15 protein-coding genes are annotated in these 12,722 nt (G+C 64.0%); 3 read left to right on the top strand and 12 right to left on the bottom strand.

Going from position 1 to position 12,722, the window contains the following annotated elements; translation table 11 throughout:
- Positions 1-27 precede the first annotated feature (27 nt).
- On the top strand, positions 28-546 hold the full coding sequence (locus tag ATY02_RS30500) for an acyloxyacyl hydrolase (protein ID WP_068578709.1): 519 nt from the start codon (positions 28-30) through the stop codon (positions 544-546).
- Positions 547-553: 7 nt separating this feature from the next.
- On the opposite strand, the gene ATY02_RS30495 is transcribed toward ATY02_RS30500, so the two are convergent.
- The 12 genes from ATY02_RS30495 to ATY02_RS30440 form a co-directional block, all read right to left on the bottom strand.
- The gene (locus tag ATY02_RS30495) at positions 554-859 is read right to left on the bottom strand and encodes a YkgJ family cysteine cluster protein (protein ID WP_068578711.1); all 306 of its coding nucleotides are present in this window, start codon (positions 857-859) and stop codon (positions 554-556) included.
- A 54-nt stretch (positions 860-913) separates the two neighbouring features.
- Positions 914-1,429: a DUF2878 domain-containing protein gene (locus ATY02_RS30490; RefSeq protein WP_164823728.1), complete on the bottom strand. Its 516-nt coding sequence runs from the start codon at positions 1,427-1,429 to the stop codon at positions 914-916.
- Positions 1,422-2,693, bottom strand: a complete 1,272-nt coding sequence (locus ATY02_RS30485) for an SAM-dependent methyltransferase (RefSeq protein WP_068578715.1) — start codon at positions 2,691-2,693, stop codon at positions 1,422-1,424. Before ATY02_RS30485 ends, ATY02_RS30490 begins: the two co-directional genes overlap by 8 nt.
- Positions 2,680-3,486: a DUF1365 domain-containing protein gene (locus ATY02_RS30480; protein WP_068578717.1), complete on the bottom strand. Its 807-nt coding sequence runs from the start codon at positions 3,484-3,486 to the stop codon at positions 2,680-2,682. The genes ATY02_RS30485 and ATY02_RS30480 overlap by 14 nt, the downstream gene beginning before the upstream one ends.
- Positions 3,483-4,730, bottom strand: coding sequence for an NAD(P)/FAD-dependent oxidoreductase (locus ATY02_RS30475; RefSeq protein WP_068578719.1), 1,248 nt, complete (start codon positions 4,728-4,730; stop codon positions 3,483-3,485). Before ATY02_RS30475 ends, ATY02_RS30480 begins: the two co-directional genes overlap by 4 nt.
- Positions 4,727-5,497, bottom strand: a complete 771-nt coding sequence (locus ATY02_RS30470; RefSeq protein ID WP_068578721.1) for an SDR family NAD(P)-dependent oxidoreductase — start codon at positions 5,495-5,497, stop codon at positions 4,727-4,729. Before ATY02_RS30470 ends, ATY02_RS30475 begins: the two co-directional genes overlap by 4 nt.
- Positions 5,494-5,919 (bottom strand): nuclear transport factor 2 family protein, encoded by a 426-nt coding sequence (locus ATY02_RS30465; RefSeq protein WP_068578723.1) that lies wholly within the window; start codon positions 5,917-5,919, stop codon positions 5,494-5,496. The genes ATY02_RS30470 and ATY02_RS30465 overlap by 4 nt, the downstream gene beginning before the upstream one ends.
- Positions 5,912-7,351, bottom strand: a complete 1,440-nt coding sequence (gene phrB, locus ATY02_RS30460) for a deoxyribodipyrimidine photo-lyase (RefSeq protein WP_068578725.1) — start codon at positions 7,349-7,351, stop codon at positions 5,912-5,914. Before phrB ends, ATY02_RS30465 begins: the two co-directional genes overlap by 8 nt.
- A 13-nt stretch (positions 7,352-7,364) precedes the next feature.
- Positions 7,365-8,300 (bottom strand): MerR family transcriptional regulator, encoded by a 936-nt coding sequence (locus ATY02_RS30455; RefSeq protein WP_068578727.1) that lies wholly within the window; start codon positions 8,298-8,300, stop codon positions 7,365-7,367.
- Positions 8,301-8,303: 3 nt separating this feature from the next.
- Positions 8,304-9,254, bottom strand: a complete 951-nt coding sequence (locus tag ATY02_RS30450; RefSeq protein ID WP_068578729.1) for a YbgA family protein — start codon at positions 9,252-9,254, stop codon at positions 8,304-8,306.
- A gap of 128 nt (positions 9,255-9,382) precedes the next feature.
- A complete protein-coding gene (locus ATY02_RS30445; RefSeq protein ID WP_068578731.1) occupies positions 9,383-9,598 on the bottom strand; it encodes a TIGR02450 family Trp-rich protein in 216 nt (71 codons plus the stop codon).
- Complete coding sequence (locus ATY02_RS30440; RefSeq protein WP_068578733.1) at positions 9,595-10,581, bottom strand: NAD(P)/FAD-dependent oxidoreductase; 987 nt, start codon at positions 10,579-10,581, stop codon at positions 9,595-9,597. Before ATY02_RS30440 ends, ATY02_RS30445 begins: the two co-directional genes overlap by 4 nt.
- Positions 10,582-10,775: 194 nt before the next feature.
- Here ATY02_RS30440 and ATY02_RS30435 point away from each other — a divergent pair, with 194 nt between their 5' ends.
- Entirely contained in the window at positions 10,776-11,678 is a 903-nt protein-coding gene (locus ATY02_RS30435; RefSeq protein ID WP_068578736.1) for a TIGR01777 family oxidoreductase, read from the top strand.
- A gap of 13 nt (positions 11,679-11,691) precedes the next feature.
- A complete protein-coding gene (gene hemH, locus ATY02_RS30430; RefSeq protein ID WP_068578738.1) occupies positions 11,692-12,714 on the top strand; it encodes a ferrochelatase in 1,023 nt (340 codons plus the stop codon).
- The last annotated feature ends 8 nt before the right edge of the window (positions 12,715-12,722 follow it).

Here is a 12,722-nt window from a genome sequence, read left to right as displayed (position 1 = left end):
CAAAATCATTCAAAAAGGATGTTCCTGATGAAGCGAGTGTTTTGTCTGGCCGCGCTTGCGGCTGCGTTGTTGGGGCAAAGTGTTTCCGCACAGGCGGCGGGGGTCGAATTCTCCGTAGGACAGACCGGGGACTCGACGCAAACCTATCGGCTAGGCATGCAATTGGATTGGGACAAGAGCTGGCTGCAAAGCGATGTCGGTCGCCTGACCGGCTACTGGAGCGGCGCCTACACCTATTGGAATGGTGACAAGAAGTCGAGCAACCATAGCCTGTCGTTCTCCCCGGTGCTGGTCTACGAGTTCGCAGCAGGCAGCGTCAAACCCTACGTCGAGGCGGGAATTGGCATAGCGGCCTTCGCTCATACCCAAGTGGAAGACAACAAGCTGGGCTCGGCCTTCCAGTTCGAGGACCGCATCGGCTTCGGCCTGCGCTTTGCCGGGGGCCATGAGGTCGGCATTCGCGCCACGCATTACTCCAACGCTGGCTTGCGCTCCCCCAACGACGGGGTCGAGAGCTACGCGCTGCACTACACCATGCCGCTCTGATCAAGGCTCAGCGATACGCCGTGGCGATACCCCGGCGTTCGCTCAGGCAATCGGCCTCGCCCAATTCGAATTCGCGGCAGATCAAGGGGCGCAGCTCATAGATCGTGCAACGCATGCTGTCGCGATCCAGCGCTGCGCACCAGCCATCATCCAGGCGGCGCATCACCTCGCCTCCCCAGTCGTCGGTATCGATAAAGCGCTCGGGCACCCCGGTATCGGTGATCAGCATCACTTCCAGCTGGCAGCAGCAGGCGGCGCAGGTCGAGCAACTGATGGCGGGTTCGGCGATGGGGGTAATGGGGATGGTGGTCATAGGCGCGCAGTGTAAGGCAGTGGGGCCTGGCTGTGTGAAAACCCTGACCAACGCTCAGCCTTCGGTGGCCAGTGGTGGAGCCTCGGGGGCCACTCGTGCCAACACGTGCAGCAGCGGCAACAGCAGGGCCCAGAGCACTCCCAGCCCGACCAGGGTTGGCCCTGTTCCGTAGGGAAAACTCACGCCGGCCAGGCGCCCCCCTGCGTAGTAGGACAGCGGACCTGCCAGCGCTCCCAGCAGGCAGGCCCGCCACCAGGGGCGGGCACTCCAGGCCAGGCCGTGGCGCAAGGTGCTGGCCAGAAGGACCCAGAGCAGCATCAGCCAGAAGGGAATCAATAGACTGACTTGCTGGAACTGAAACACCCCCAGCCAATTCAGAAAGCTGTCCAGGGTGATGCCGATCAGGGCAATGCCGAGCATCATCGGGCCTTCGTCGCCCCAGCGGCCGACCCAGCGAAAGTGCGCCAGTACGATCACCACTCCAGGCAATAGCCACAGGCTGTCGCCACTGAGCACGCAGGTGAACCAGCCCAGCTGGAACAACAGGGCATTGAGCAGTTGCCTAGGCATCGAGACGCCCCAGCAGGGGCTGTGGCGCCGCAGCGGGTTTGGCCAGCAGCAGTTGCGCGGTGCCGATGGCGCGCTCCAGGAAGCCGCCTTCGCAGTAGCACAGATAGAACTCCCAGAGCCGCAGGAAATAGGGGTCGTAGCCCAGCTCGCCCAGGCGGCCGTGGGCGCGGCGGAAGTTCTCGTGCCACAGGCGCAGGGTCCGGGCGTAGTGCAGGCCGAAGTCTTCCATGTGCAGCAGGTTCATATCGGTGTCGCGACTGACCACCTCGAGCATTTTCTGCACGCAGGGCAGGGCGCCGCCGGGGAAGATGTAGCGCTGGATGAAGTCCACGCCGTTCTTCGCCTGCTCGTAGCGCTGGTCGCGAATGGTGATGGCCTGCAGCAGCATCAGGCCGTTGCTCTTGAGCAAGCGTGCGCATTGCTTGAAGTAAGTGGGCAGGAAGCGGTGGCCCACGGCTTCGATCATTTCGATCGACACCAGCTTGTCGTACTGGCCGCGCAGGTCGCGGTAATCCTCCAGCAGCAGGGTCACCCGGTCCTGCAAGCCGGCGGCGTCGATCCGCTGCCGGGTGTAGGCAAACTGTTCCCTGGACAGGGTCGTGGTGGTGACCCGGCAGCCATAGTGCTGCGCGGCATACAGGGCCATGCTGCCCCAGCCGGTGCCGATTTCCAGCAGGTGGTCCTCGGGAGTGAGCGCCAGCTTCTGGCAGATGCGCTGCAGCTTGTTCAACTGGGCCTGCTCCAGGCTGTCCTCGGCACTGCGAAACTGCGCGGCGGAATACATCATGGTGGGATCGAGGAACTGCTCGAACAGCTCATTGCCCAGGTCGTAGTGGGCGGCGATGTTTTTCTGCGAACCCTTGCGGGTGTTGCGGTTGAGCCAGTGCAGGCCGCGAACCAGCGGCCGGCCGAGCCTGGCCAGGCCGCCTTCCATGGCGTCCAGCACTTCCAGGTTGCTGACGAACACGCGGATGACCGCTGTCAGGTCCGGGGTGCTCCAGTAGCCATGGATGAAGGCTTCGCCGGCACCGATGGAGCCGCTGCTGGCCACCAAGCCCCAGACGCTGCTGTCATGGACGTGGATTTCTCCCTGCAGGGCGCCGTCGCTGCTGCCAAACACCCGTCGCTCGCCATCTTCGTAGACCACCAACTGGCCGTGCCGAAGTTGCGTCAGTTGCCGCAGCACGCCACGGCGCAACAGGTTGGCGGTGAGGCCGTGAGTGCTGAACAGAGTGGTTTTGGCCGAGACGCTAGAGGATTTCATGGCGGCGATCCTTGGGTGGTACAGCGGCGGTGCGAAAGGTGCCAACGGCGGCCTGATGGGGAAAAAAACGCAGGCCCTTGGCGGCCAGGAGCAAGGCCTGCCAGTAGATCGCCAGGCAGGTTTTGGCGGTCATCCACGGAAAGCGCCGCAGATACTGGTGCAGGCTGCGGCGATCCAGGGCCTGGCGTTGCAGGTTGAGGGTGGCGTCGAACAACTTGAGCTCACCCTGCCAGTCGGCCATGTGTACGCCCAGGCGTTCGCCGGGGGGGCTGAAGCTCATGCGGTACTCAAGGTCCCGGGGCAGGAACGGCGATACGTGAAAGGCCTTGGCCACGGCGAAGTGCTGGTGCTCGGGAGCGTCGGCGCTGGCCGGCAGCACATAGTGATAGCGCTCGCGCCAGGGGGTGTTGCTGACCTCGCAGAGAATCGCCGCCAGTTGCCCGTCGGCCTCGTAGCAGTAGAAGAAGCTCACCGGGTTGAAGGCCAGGCCCCAGCTGCGCACCTGGGTCAGCAGGCATATTTTGCCGCTCGGTACATGGCCGGTGGCCGCGGCCACTTGCTGGCGTACGACGTCGATCAGGCCCATGCCCTGGCCGGTGAAGGCCGGCAGGTAGTCGCCTTGACGAAAGGCGAAGGGCGCGAAGCGGCTCCGGCCAGCCAGGGGTGAGAGGCTCAGTACCGCGTCCTGTTCCTCCAGGTCCAGGTACAGCAAGCCGATCCGGTAGCGGAAGGCGTGGCCCTTGGGGGCGAAGCGCCGGTGGCTGATCCAGCCGCTGTACAGGGCGCTGTTCACAGTTGCTCCCCGAAGGCCTGGGCCACTCGCAGGGCGCTGACCACGCCATCCTCATGGAAACCGTTGGCCCAGTAGGCACCGCAGTAGAAGCTGTGGCGGGCGCCTTGCAGTTCGCTCCAGCGCGCTTGCGCGGCCACCGCCCCCAGGCTGTATTGCGGATGGGCATAGGTGTAGCGGGCGAGAACTTTCGATGGATCGATGGCCGCGCTCTGGTTGAGGCTGACGCAGAAGGTGGTACTGCTCTGCAGGCCCTGGAGAATGTTCATGTCGTAGGTCACGGCGGCGGCCTTCTCGGCGCTGGCGTCGAGGCGATAGTTCCAACTGGCCCAGGCCAGGCGGCGGCGCGGCAGCAGTCGGGTATCGGTGTGCAGCACCACGTCGTTGTCGGCGAAGGGCAGCGCCTGGAGGATGTCCTGTTCGGCGCGGCTCGGGCTGGCCAGCAGCCGCAGGGCCTGGTCGCTGTGGCAGGCGAACACCACCTTGTCGAAGCGCTCGCTGCCAGCGGCGCTGTGGATCACCACGCCGAGTTCGTCGCGCTCGACCCTTTGCACCGGGCAGCCCAGGCGGATGCGCTCGTGAAACGAGGCCGTCAGTGGTTCGATGTAGCGGCTTGAGCCGCCTTCGATCACGTACCACTGGGGGCGGTTGTTCACCGACAGCAAGCCGTGGTTCTTGAGGAAACGAACAAAGAACTGCAGGGGGAAATCGAGCATCTGCCCCTGTGACATCGACCAGATCGCCGAACCCATGGGCACGATGTAGTGCTGGATGAAGCGCTCGCCGTAGCCCTGGTCCTTCAGGTAATCACCGAGGGTGGTCGAGGCCGAGATCCGCTGGTTTTGCAGGTCGAGCAGTGCGTGTTGGTTGAAGCGCAGGATGTCCCGCAGCATGCCCCAGAACCCTGGTGACAGCAGGTTGCGCCGCTGGGCGAACAGACTGTTGAGGTTGTTGCCGTTGTACTCCAGGCCCGTGGCTGGATCGCACACCGAGAAGCTCATTTCGGTGGCTTTGAATTTGACGCCGATCTGCCCCAGCAGGCGGATGAAATGGGGGTAGGTCCAGTCGTTGAAGACGATGAAACCGGTGTCCACGGCTTGGGTCTCGCCGTTGAGGCTGACCTGCACGGTATGGGTGTGACCGCCGATCCAGCTGCCAGCCTCGTAGACCTGGAGGTCATGACGACGGTTCAGGAGGTAGGCGCAGGTCAGGCCGGCGATTCCGCTACCGATGATGGCGATTTTCATGGGGCATTCCCTGCGTGGGCCAGGCGTTTGGCGAGGGCCAGTTGCAGGCGGCCGGGCAGCCAGGAAAGCAGCTTGAGCGCGAAGATGAACGGGGCGGGGAACGCGATCTCCAGATCCCGGCGGGGCAGGCGCTTGTGGATATGCCGAGCGGCCTTCCGGGCGCTCCAGCGCATGGGCATGGTGAAATCGTTGCGTGCGGTCAGCGGCGTGTCGACAAAGCCCGGGCTGACCAGGGTCACGTCGATGCCTTCGGCAGCCAGGTCGATGCGCAGGGACTGCAGCAGGTAGCGCAGCGCCGCCTTGGAGGCGCCGTAGGCACCGGCCCGGGGCAGCGCCAGATAGGTCACCGAGCTGGCCACACCCACCAGGTGCGGGTGATTGCCGGCGCGCAACAACGGCAGTGCGGCTTCGATGCAGTAGCCGACGGCCAGCAGGTTGGTGTTCAGTACCCGTTCGATCAGCGCTGAGTCGAATTGCTGCACCTCGATGTACTCGCAGGTCCCGGCATTCAGGATCACGCTGTCCAGAGCGCCCCAGGCCTGGGCGATGCGCTTGCCGATTTCGCGCACCTGCAAGGCGTCGCCAAGGTCGCCCGGCACCACCAGCACCCGGCCCGGGTAGCGCTGGGCCAGGGCCTCCAGCGGCTCGCGCGAGCGGGCGCTGAGCGCCACCTGGGCACCGGCTCCGAGCAGCTCTTCGGCCAGCGCTGCGCCGATGCCGCTGCTAGCGCCGGTGAGCCAGATCCGCCTTGGCATGGCCGGGTTCATCCGAGCCTCCTTTTCAACCAGGCGATCACTGCCCCGATCAGTGGCAGGTGTTCGTAGAGCAGGGCTCCCGCGTCGAAATAGTCGCGGTGGCGATAGACCCGGGCGTCACGCCATTGCAAGTGTGAACAGCCGGCCACCTGGATCAGGCCGCCGCCATTGAGGCGCGGGTGGTGGTAGCTCATGGTCCAGCGCAGGTAGCCCTGGCCTTCGGCGCACTGGTCGCTGCCGTGGAAGTCGAAGCGCAGTTCGCGGGCGTTGGCGTACAGCTGGGCGAAGTAGTCGCGCAAAGGGGCCAGTCCATGAACCTCGTGCAGAGGGTCGGTGAACTGGATGTCATCGCTGTAAAGCTGGCCCAGGCGATCGAGGTTGTGGGCGTCCAGGGTGGCGAATTCCCGGGCGAAGTGGTCGAGGAAGTCACTCATGGCCTGCATCCAGCCGCGAGGGCAGTGCCTTGAACGCCGCCAGGGCCCGTTCCCGGGACCGTGACAGATCCACCATCGGCGCCGGGTAGTCGGCGACGCCGAACAGCCCGCCCAGGGTCGCCGGGTTGTGGATATCTTTTTTGTTCAGCCCGGCCAGTTGTGGCAGCCAGTGCTTGATGAAGCACCCCTCGCTGTCGAATTTCTGCGATTGGCTCACCGGGTTGAAGATGCGGAAGTAGGGTGCGGCATCGGTGCCGGTGGAGGCGCTCCACTGCCAGCCGCCGTTGTTGGCCGCCAGGTCGCCGTCGATCAGGTGCCGCATGAAGAAACGCTCGCCTTCGCGCCAATCGATCAACAAGTTCTTGGTCAGGAACATCGCCACCACCATGCGCAGGCGGTTGTGCATCCAGCCGGTCTCCAGCAACTGGCGCATGGCGGCATCGATGATCGGTAGGCCGGTGCGGGCTTCTTGCCAGGCCGCCAGTTCCTCGGGAGCGTCGCGCCATTTCACGGCTTCGGTTTCCGGTCGGAAGGCGCGGTGCCGGGACACCCGTGGGTAGCCCGCCAGGATGTGCTTGTAGAAGTCGCGCCACAGCAGCTCGTTGATCCAGGTGACGGCCCCGGGGTTGCCGCTTTCGAACTCGCCCTGGTTGCTGCGCAAGGCGGCGTGCAGGCATTGGCGGGGCGAGATCACGCCGGCGGCGAGGTAGGGCGACAGCTGGCTGGTGCCGGGCTTGGCCGGAAAGTCGCGCTCGCCCTGGTAATAGTGGATCTGTTCATCGGCGAACCGCTCCAGTCGCGCTTGCGCCTCGTCTTCGCCGGCTGGCCACAGTTCGCGCAAGCTCGGGCCCGGGGTAGGGAAGCCGTCGACCTGATCTGGCAGCGGATCGGCATTGATCGGCAGCGGTATCTGCGCCCTGGGCGCGCTCACCAGCGCGGGCAGCGCGGTGTGCAGGCGGTTGTAGCAGACTTTGCGGAACTGGCTGAAGACCTGGAAGTAGCCGCCGCTCTTGGTCAGCACGCTGCCGGGTTTGAACAGCAGTTGATCGAAGTGGCCTTGGACGCTGATACCGGCCTTCTCCAGAACCCTTGTCACCGCTTCATCGCGACGGTTTTCGTGGACGCCGTATTCCTGGTTGAAGTGCAGCATGTGTATCTGCAGTTGCCGGCACAGATCCAGCAGGACCTGGGGTGCCTGGTCCCAGGTGGCGGCGCTGCGAACCAGCAGCGGGATGTTCAGCTGGCCCAGGGCGGTACTCAGTGATTGCAGGTTGCGCAGCCAGAAATCGATTTTGCAGGGCGCATCATCATGGGCCTGCCACTGCTCCGGGCTCAAAAGGTACACCGCCACGGTCGGGCCCCGCTGGGCGGCGGCGCTCAGGGCGGTGTTGTCGTGTAGGCGCAGGTCGCTGCGCAGCCAGATCAATTGCATGTCGGTTTCCGGATCAGAAAAGTCCTCGCTCGAGCAGTGCCTGGCAGGCCGCGATCGGGTCTTGGGCCAGGTGCAGATCGGCGATTTCAGTGATACATACGGACCACTCGGCGGGGTGGATGCACACCGCGGGTCCGGCGATGAATTTTTTGCAGGCAATGCCATTCAGCAGCCGTGGCAGTTGGGCGGGGTTGAGCGCCTTGCTGGAGTACAGCAGCAGGCCTCGGGCCTGCAGGCGTTCGGTGGCCAGGGCCAGTTCGCCCCCGGGCAGGGGCCAGTCGAAGACCTCTACCGGGCAATCGGCGCTGCTGGCCAGCCAGGCGGTGAGCCACAGATGGGGCTCCAGGGGCCGGTCCGACTGGTTGACCAGCAACAGCGGCGCGCCCTGCACCTGGCGGTTGTTGTGGTAGATCCGTGCGCTGAGCTTGCTACGCAGCCAGGTGTAGAAGAACACCTGTTCCATCTGGCTGCCGAACTGGCCCTGCCAGCGCTGCTCCAGTTCCGCCAGCAGCGGCATCAGCAGGTGCTCGCACAGGGTCCGCGGCGGATATAGCGCCATGGCCTGGTTGAAGGTGTCGTCCACCTTGCGTTCCGCCAGTTGGCTTATAGCCTGGACCAGGGTCTGGCGCAGGCGCTGCCAGTCATTCTCCACCGCCGAGCTGGAGCTGGCGGTGTTGGTCAGCAGGTGCTTGACCTGGCTCACTGCAACCCCGCGATTGAGCCAAGTCAGGATGTTCAGGATCTGCTGCACCTGTTCCTGGGAGTACAGGCGATGGCCCTTGGGCGTGCGTCGGGGCACGATCAGCCCGTAGCGCCGCTCCCAGGCTCGCAGGGTGACGGCGTTGACGCCGGTCTGGCGCGCTACTTCGCGGATCGGCAGCCAGCGTTCCTCCAGAGGGTCCTGGTACGGGGCGCTGTTTTCGTCAGCCGCTAGGGTGAGGTCTTTCATGGCTCAGATTGCATTGCGTAGGCTGAGGTCTTCGGGGTGCGGCTGCAGGTACAACTGTCGGGCAATGTAGGGATCGGGATTCTGGCGCAAGTGGTGCTTGAGCAGGGTCAAGGGCACCACCAGCGGGACGATGCCCAGGCGGTATTGGCCGATGACGTGCTGCATTTCCTGTTTGTCTTCGGCGCTGATGGCTCGCTTGAAGTAACCGCTGATGTGCTGCAACACATTGCTGTGGGTTCCGCGGGTGGCGCAGCGGCTCAGTGCAGTCATCAGCTGGCTGAAGTAACGCGGGCCGATCAATGCCGGGTCGCCCTGGCCCATGTTGCCCAGCAGTTTGCCCAGGGCCTTGTACTGGACCGGGTGATGGGCCATCAGCAGGTATTTGCAGCGTGCGTGAAAGTCGGTGAGGGCGCGCCGGCTCAGGCCTTGCTTGAGCAGTACCTGCCAGTCGCGATAGACGTAGACCCGGGTCAGGAAGTTCTCCCGCAGCACCGGATCGTTGAGGCGTCCGGCTTCTTCCACCGGCAGGTCCGGGTGCCGGGCGCAGAAGGCCTGGGCATAGACGCCGCGACCGGCGTGGCGATGGGGAATGCCGTTGGCCTGGTACACCTTGACCCGCTCCAGCCCGCAGGACGGAGAGCTCTGCATGAAGATGTAGCCGCAGATATCGTCCAGCTGCACGGCCATGCGTTCGGCGTATTCCATCAGGGCCTGGGTGGCATCCCGGCTGCTGTCCCGCGTGCCCACGGCCCGTGGCTGTGCGGGGTCGCCCACCAGGCGGATCGGTTCCCGTGGGGTGCCCAGGCCAATGGCAACTTCCGGGCACAGGGGCAGGAAATCGAAGTAGTCCTTGAGTACCTGGCTGCACAGGCGGGACTCCTTGTGGCCACCGTTGTAGCGGACCTCGGCACCCATCAGGCAGGCGCTGATGGCGATTTTCGGCTGGGTGGACATGGTTCGACCTCCGGGGGAACATTCCTGTACAAAACCATTAATCTTGTACAACTTGTCTCAATCATAGGATTGAAGTTGTACAAGTCAAATTGTTTGTATAGGTATTGCCCCCCGGCGAGTGCGCCCGGTTATTGCCAGCCCATTCGCCAGTCGCGGTCGTCCTGCAGGGTTTGCCAGCTCAGGCGCTGGCTGCGTCGGGTAAGGACCGCCTGCAGCTCGATATCCAGCACGGTGCCTTCTTCATCGCAGAACAGTTCGGTGACCAGGAAGTGTTTCTCGCGGTGTTGCGGGTGGGCTGCTGTCCACTTCGACAGCAGCAGTTTGCGCGGGTTGAGGCGATTCACTGCAAGCTCTCGTGGAGTCGGCGTGCGGCCTCCTGGCCACTCAGCCAGGCGCCTTCGACCCGGCCGGACAGGCACCAGTCGCCACACACGTACAGGCCCAGGTCGGCATCGGCCAGGGCGCCCCATTCATGGCTGGTGGCCGGGCGGGCGTAAAGCCAGCGGTGGGCCAGGCTGAAGGTGGGGGCGGGCATGACGCTGTGCAGCAGCTCGGCGAAGGCGCCGTGCAATTGCTCGGTCACGGCTTCTTTCGAGAGGTCGATGTGCTGCCGGCTCCAGGAGCTGGTGGCGTGCAGGACCCAGGTATCGAGGTGGCTGTCGCGTCCGGGCTTGCTGCGGTTACGGGCCAGCCAGTCCAGCGGACTGTCCTGCACGAAGCAGCCTTCCATCGAGGTTTCCAGAGGGGTGTCGAAGGCCAGAGCGACTGCCCAGGTGGGGTCCATTTTCACTCCGGCAGCGACCCCCGCGAGCTTCGGCGCGGCAGCTAGCAGGGCCGTGGCCTGCGGGGCCGGGGTGGCGATCACGACATGGCTGAAAGGGCCGTGGGTGAAGCCTTCCGCATCCTGCAGGTGCCAATGCTGTTCGCCGCGGAAGACTTCGGTGATGCGGCAGGCGAAATGGGCTTCGAGGTCGCCGATCAGGGCACGGGTGATGGCGCTCATGCGCGGGGTGCCGACCCAGCGGGTCTGCTCATCCGGCGAGGGACTGAGCTGGCCGCCGTGGGAGTTGTAGAGCTGCGGTGTCCACTCGGCGACCCAGCCCTTGGCTTGCCAGCGCTGGACTTCGGTGACGAAACGCCGGTCGCGGGCGGTGAAGTACTGGGCTCCCAGATCCAGGCTGCCGGCATCGCTGCGCTTGCTCGACATGCGCCCGCCGCTGCCGCGGCTTTTGTCGAAGAGGTGGACGATATGCCCGGCATCTCGTAGCGCCTGGGCGGCGGAGAGTCCGGCGATGCCGGTACCAATGATTGCGATGGGTACTGTCATAGGGGCCTCGTTTACCTTGCTGTACAGACTACGCCGCCGCCAAAACCTGTACAATATTGTTTTTTGGTATAGCTTTCGGCGCGATCGGTTGTGCAGGTTGTCTATCGTTAAAATGCAGCCTGCCCGATTGAAAAGATCCCTGCTTATAAAAATAGACTAGTGATTCGGGTAAAACGCCACGCGAGGAAGATGTCATGCATATATTGCTGACCGGCGGTACTGGTTTGATCGGGCAGGCGCTGTGTCGCCATTGGCTGGCCCAGGGTCATCAGTTGAGTGTATGGACTCGCCAGCCCGATAAAGTGGCCGCTTTGTGCGGTCCTCAAGTAAGGGCAGTCAAGGAATTGCAAGAGCTGGACCAGCTCCCCGTGGATGCGGTGATCAACCTGGCCGGCGCACCCATAGCCGATCGTCCCTGGACTCACAAGCGCAAGGCGCTGTTGTGGGCCAGCCGCATTGCCCTTACCGAAACCCTGTTGGCCTGGCTCGACAGCCGTGAGCACAAGCCCCGTGTACTGCTTTCAGGGTCGGCGGTGGGGTGGTACGGCGATGGCGGCGAGCGCGAGCTGGATGAAGAGTCGCCGCCAGTCAGCGAAGATTTTGCCAGTCAACTGTGTATCGCCTGGGAGGAAACGGCGCAACGTGCCGAGTCCATGGGAGTGCGCGTGGTGCTGGTGCGCACCGGCCTGGTGCTGTCTGCGCAGGGCGGCTTTTTGTCACGCCTGTTGCTGCCATTCAAGCTGGGCCTGGGTGGCCCGATCGGCAATGGCCGGCAGTGGATGCCGTGGATTCATATCGATGATCAAATTGCCCTGATTGATTTTCTTATGCATCAGGATGCGGCACGGGGTCCTTATAATGCCTGCGCGCCGAAGCCTGCACGCAACCGTGAGTTCGCCAAGGTCCTGGGACGGGTCCTGCACCGGCCTGCGTTGTTGCCGCTACCGGCCTTTGTGTTGCGCCTGCTGCTGGGCGAGTTGTCGCTGTTGCTACTAGGCGGTCAGCGCGCCGTGCCAGCGCGCTTGCTGGAGGCAGGGTTCACTTTCCAGTTCACTGATTTGCCCGCGGCCCTGGATGACGTATCCCGCCGCCATTGAAATAGGACGTTGCATGACCGATCACGCGTTGCTCCTGGTCAACCTCGGTTCGCCGGCCTCCACCTCCGTGGCGGATGTGCGCAGCTACCTCAATCAGTTCCTCATGGACCCCTATGTGATCGACCTGCCCTGGCCGGTACGACGCTTGCTGGTGTCGCTGATCCTGATCAAGCGCCCGGCTCAGTCGGCCCACGCCTACCAATCCATCTGGTGGGAAGAGGGTTCGCCGTTGGTGGTGCTCAGCCGACGCCTGCAGCGAGCGATGAGCGAGCAATGGAAGCAGGGGCCTGTAGAGTTGGCGATGCGCTACGGCGAGCCTTCGATCGAATCTGCACTGCTCAAGCTGGCGGCTCAGGGCCAGCGCAGGATTACCCTGGCTCCGCTGTACCCACAATTCGCCGACAGTACTGTGACCACTGTGGTCGAGGAAGCCCGGCGCGTAGTGCGCGAGCATCAGCTGGATGTGCAGTTCAGCGTGCTGCAGCCGTTCTACGACCAGCCTGAATACATCGACGCCCTGGTGACCAGCGTCAAGCCACATCTGCAACAGCCATTCGACCACGTGCTGCTGAGTTTCCACGGCTTGCCGGAGCGACACTTGCAGAAGCTCAACCCAGGACACCGCCTGGATGGCCTGGGGGATTGCTGCCGGGACGCCTCGCCGCAAGTGCTCGCCAATTGTTATCGCGGGCAGTGCTTTCGTACCGCGCAGGCCTTTGCCCAGCAGATGGGGCTGGCCGATGGGCAATGGTCGGTGTCGTTCCAGTCGCGCTTGGGGCGCGCCAAGTGGATCGAGCCTTATACCGAGGCCCGGCTGGATGAGTTGGCCAAGCAGGGCGTGAAGAAGCTGCTGGTGATGTGCCCAGCCTTTGTCGCCGATTGCATCGAGACGCTGGAGGAGATCGGGGATCGCGGACGTGAACAGTTCCGTGAGGCCGGAGGAGAGGATCTGTTGTTGATCCCGTGCCTGAACGATGACCCGCAATGGGCTCAGGCACTGGCCAATTTGTGCGCCCGGGCACCGCTGGCCTTATAGAGGCTGGC

The organism is Pseudomonas sp. BIOMIG1BAC (assembly GCF_001705995.2).
Taxonomy (GTDB): domain Bacteria; phylum Pseudomonadota; class Gammaproteobacteria; order Pseudomonadales; family Pseudomonadaceae; genus Aquipseudomonas; species Aquipseudomonas sessilinigenes.
Note: the sequence above shows the minus strand (reverse complement) of the source record. Positions and strands in the feature narration are given on the sequence as shown.

What these genes read in the sequence shown, in the direction of transcription:
- ATY02_RS30500 (WP_068578709.1), top strand. Translation starts at nt 28, where the DNA reads ATGAAGCGAGTGTTTTGTCTGGCCGCGCTTGCGGCTGCGTTGTTGGGG.
- ATY02_RS30495 (WP_068578711.1), bottom strand. Translation starts at nt 859, where the DNA reads ATGACCACCATCCCCATTACCCCCATCGCCGAACCCGCCATCAGTTGC.
- ATY02_RS30490 (WP_164823728.1), bottom strand. Translation starts at nt 1,429, where the DNA reads ATGCCTAGGCAACTGCTCAATGCCCTGTTGTTCCAGCTGGGCTGGTTC.
- ATY02_RS30485 (WP_068578715.1), bottom strand. Translation starts at nt 2,693, where the DNA reads ATGAAATCCTCTAGCGTCTCGGCCAAAACCACTCTGTTCAGCACTCAC.
- ATY02_RS30475 (WP_068578719.1), bottom strand. Translation starts at nt 4,730, where the DNA reads ATGAAAATCGCCATCATCGGTAGCGGAATCGCCGGCCTGACCTGCGCC.
- ATY02_RS30470 (WP_068578721.1), bottom strand. Translation starts at nt 5,497, where the DNA reads ATGAACCCGGCCATGCCAAGGCGGATCTGGCTCACCGGCGCTAGCAGC.
- ATY02_RS30465 (WP_068578723.1), bottom strand. Translation starts at nt 5,919, where the DNA reads ATGAGTGACTTCCTCGACCACTTCGCCCGGGAATTCGCCACCCTGGAC.
- phrB (WP_068578725.1), bottom strand. Translation starts at nt 7,351, where the DNA reads ATGCAATTGATCTGGCTGCGCAGCGACCTGCGCCTACACGACAACACC.
- ATY02_RS30455 (WP_068578727.1), bottom strand. Translation starts at nt 8,300, where the DNA reads ATGAAAGACCTCACCCTAGCGGCTGACGAAAACAGCGCCCCGTACCAG.
- ATY02_RS30450 (WP_068578729.1), bottom strand. Translation starts at nt 9,254, where the DNA reads ATGTCCACCCAGCCGAAAATCGCCATCAGCGCCTGCCTGATGGGTGCC.
- ATY02_RS30440 (WP_068578733.1), bottom strand. Translation starts at nt 10,581, where the DNA reads ATGACAGTACCCATCGCAATCATTGGTACCGGCATCGCCGGACTCTCC.
- ATY02_RS30435 (WP_068578736.1), top strand. Translation starts at nt 10,776, where the DNA reads ATGCATATATTGCTGACCGGCGGTACTGGTTTGATCGGGCAGGCGCTG.
- hemH (WP_068578738.1), top strand. Translation starts at nt 11,692, where the DNA reads ATGACCGATCACGCGTTGCTCCTGGTCAACCTCGGTTCGCCGGCCTCC.